The sequence below is a fragment of the Moorena sp. SIO3B2 genome (assembly GCF_010692525.1).
GTDB classification, from domain to species: Bacteria; Cyanobacteriota; Cyanobacteriia; order Cyanobacteriales; family Coleofasciculaceae; genus Moorena; species Moorena producens.
In genome coordinates this window covers 1-3147 of sequence record NZ_JAAHHE010000561.1, presented here as the reverse complement: position 1 = coordinate 3147, position 3147 = coordinate 1, and the positions used below count along the sequence as shown (strand labels likewise).

General features: G+C 36.7%; 2 protein-coding genes. Both read right to left on the bottom strand.

What is annotated here, in order from left to right:
- Nucleotides 1-155: 155 nt before the first annotated feature.
- Entirely contained in the window at nt 156-1502 is a 1347-nt protein-coding gene (locus F6K38_RS37965) for a GTPase domain-containing protein (RefSeq protein WP_287265710.1), read from the bottom strand.
- A 21-nt stretch (nt 1503-1523) separates the two neighbouring features.
- Nucleotides 1524-3147: ABC transporter substrate-binding protein (locus F6K38_RS37960; RefSeq protein WP_287360131.1), on the bottom strand; the 1624-nt coding region annotated here is incomplete at its 5' end.

The window sequence follows — 3147 nt, the reverse complement described above, 5'->3', positions numbered from 1 at the left end:
GCCAAGGTCGTTTGGCGATTTACTACCGAAGATGCACGAGTCAAACTTAAACACCTATATCCTGTATTTGAACTTGATGAAGACCTAGAATCTAATGCACCAAATTAGCTGTGCCACGCCACTACGCAACTGCTCCCTTTGTTAAATATTCCACCTCACAATCTACCTTCTATTTTATCAAAAAACTGTTTACATTCTTCAAAAACCTGTTTTTTTCTTAGTTGATCCCAAACAATATATCTGTTGTCTTGGAAATTTTTAATTGTTTGTAAAAGCCCAACAATTTCTTGCTCTCCTATTGTTGGGCTGTTTCCGTAACCGTGGTAAGACACTCCCCATATAATAGCTAGGCAAGTAGTAGCTATAAAGTTTTTACCATTTTGGTCGATAGAAACTTCTATATTGTTATTTACAGATAATACAGCCCAAATACTTCCTCCCAATAAACCAACAACAGTAGCCCCTACCTGTATACCAACTAGCGCTGCTGGTCCAGCAGCAACACCACCAACAGGTAATCCAATCAGAAAACCGATTATCCCACCTATAACACCACCGATTCCAGTCCCAATGCCTGTACCAGCAGCTGCACCATCAACTACATCTTTAGGCTTTGAAAAGTTTTTTTTATGAAAGTTAAGGTCATTAACTCCTTTGAGTGGATCGTCTGCTGCTAATTTATAAAGCCTTGAAACGTTTTCGTTAAATTCTTCCAACAACTGTTTAACTTCATCACGTATTTCATCAATGAGATCCTTTTCTGGTGAAGTATTATCAATACCCTTTTGTCTTTTTGCTTTGCTGCATGCTTGGATACAGTCATACATTAAATCTGAAGCTTCCCTTAAAATTTCAAGCTGTCTATGTCTGAAATTTTCCAGGTCTATGCGATATCTTTCTTTCTTTTGACCAGACAATAAATTTTCTACATAGCTATAAATTCGAGTAACTTTGGAAGGATCATCCCACCAACCATCAAACATAATGTAATTATTGATATGGTTTATTTTAAAAAAATCTTCCCACTTAGTTATTCGTTTCCCATGCTGATCATTTTTTTTTCGACTTTTATTACCAATCCCAATAATAGGCTTATTTAATTCCTTTAAAAGTTCAATTTCTTGATCATGTCCTCCTTCCGGCACATCATTTAAAGTATCGACAACGTAGATGACCACATCTGCTCTCTCGACTCCTTCTATTGCAATTAGATCATATTTCATCCTATCAACATTTGGAAATATGTTTGCTAATATCTCTGGAGAAAGCTCTTGTTTTTTAGCTCTCATATAGGCTAAACAAGAATCTGGAAGCTCAAAACCTGGACAATCAACGAACCAAGCTTGCATAGTATCATAGCGAATCGTTTCAGTCTTTTTTGTTGCATGTGCTTGGTCAGCAACTAGACCGACATTGCTCTTGGTTAACGTTCTGATCAAAGTTGTTTTACCAGAATTGGTATGACCAGTTACTGCAATAACAGTTTTTTCGGTATTATTCATAAGGTTTTTCTATTCAATCAACTAACATTGTCTTTCATCTACATACTCAATGGGAACAAATTCCAATCCTTTGTAAGCTGAATCACATGTTGATTGTATTACTTTGACTGCCGCTCCTGGTGGCTCTGTGCGGTTACCATCTGGTTTGAATTTGACTGTCCCAGTTACACCTGAGTAACTAAAATTTTTATTCCTTAAGGCTTCTTGTAACTTGATTCGATTGGGGTTTGGTAAAGTCTCTAGAGCCTTAGCGATGGTCATGATGGCATCGTATGCAGTGGCTGTTCTCAAGCTTACCTGAGTTGTTTTCCATAGTTTTGAAGCTTGCTGGCAAAAGGCTTCTCCCTCAGGAGTATCTACGCACCCTTCCAAGCGATGCCAATCAGAATAAGCTATAAACTTTGATAATACACTTTCACTCTCTTTAGATAGGCCTTCTAAAGTCTGAGGATGGTATAATGAGGACGATCCTCCAATCAATAGCCGACCCTGATTAGATTTAATCAAATCTATTGCGTTAGGAAGTGCCTCACGTGTAGTTCCCCCGTCAGGAACTACAAAAATCCCATTTACTTTATTTTGTTGAGCGTACTCAATTATTTGTCCTGCATCAAACGATGGATTGGAGAGATCGTTGGGTTCTAAATTAATAAACTTCCCTTTTTCTCGCACACGCTTTTCAATAACGGATTTAAACGAATTGCTATAATTATCAGGGTGGCTATAAACAACCCCAGCTGTTTTTTCAAGACCTTTTTTTACCAACTCATCAAGTAATAAATCAACCAAGTATTTAGCTGCATGATTATGATTAGAAATAATTCTAAAAAAGAAGCACTGTTTCTGCTTAATACAGAAATCTGTCAAAGACTCTGAGCTACTGATTGGAGCAACTATAACTAGTCTATGTTTTTGATAAACCTCCTCCAAGGCTTTAAGGGTAATTCCACTATCAGAATGGCCAACTACAGCTATGATCTCACTTTGAGAAGCTATTTGATTTGCCATATCCTTAGCGTGAGCGACATCATTATGATCATCGGCAATCAAGATCCTCAGCGGTCTACCATTGATCTTAGCTTCGGAGTTATTGATCTTGTGTTGAGCTTGAGCAATTCCTCGAAGTATCTCTTTGGCTGTATCTTCGTCTACTCTGATAGGAATTCCAACCGCAATAGTATAGGGCTTTATATTGGTATTTGTCTTAAGTTTAGCATTATTCCAGTAAATTAGAGTTTCTGGATCTCTATCTTCTATTTCCCAGGAAACTTTAAAAAAGTTTGAAGCTTCTAGGTAGTTTCGGTCACGATAGGCTTTAATGCCATCAGCTTTATTCTTCGGTTGGAAACCAAACAATAGACTCTCTTCACCACAACTTATATTATCGTCAATATTAATTGGACAAGTTTCAGGCTTAACAATTATTCTAAGAGTTTTAATACCTGCTGTCGATAAATAAATAAAAATAATTAAAGAAACGAAAATTAGTCCAGTATATATTGGATTAGAAAATATTTTTTTCCTAAATATAACAATACTTCTCTTAAACTGATTATTGTCATTTGTAGGGATTTTAGACTTAGAATCAAGGAGTGGTTTTAAGTCATTCAATATGTCTTTAGCTGACTGATAGCGAGCTTGGGGC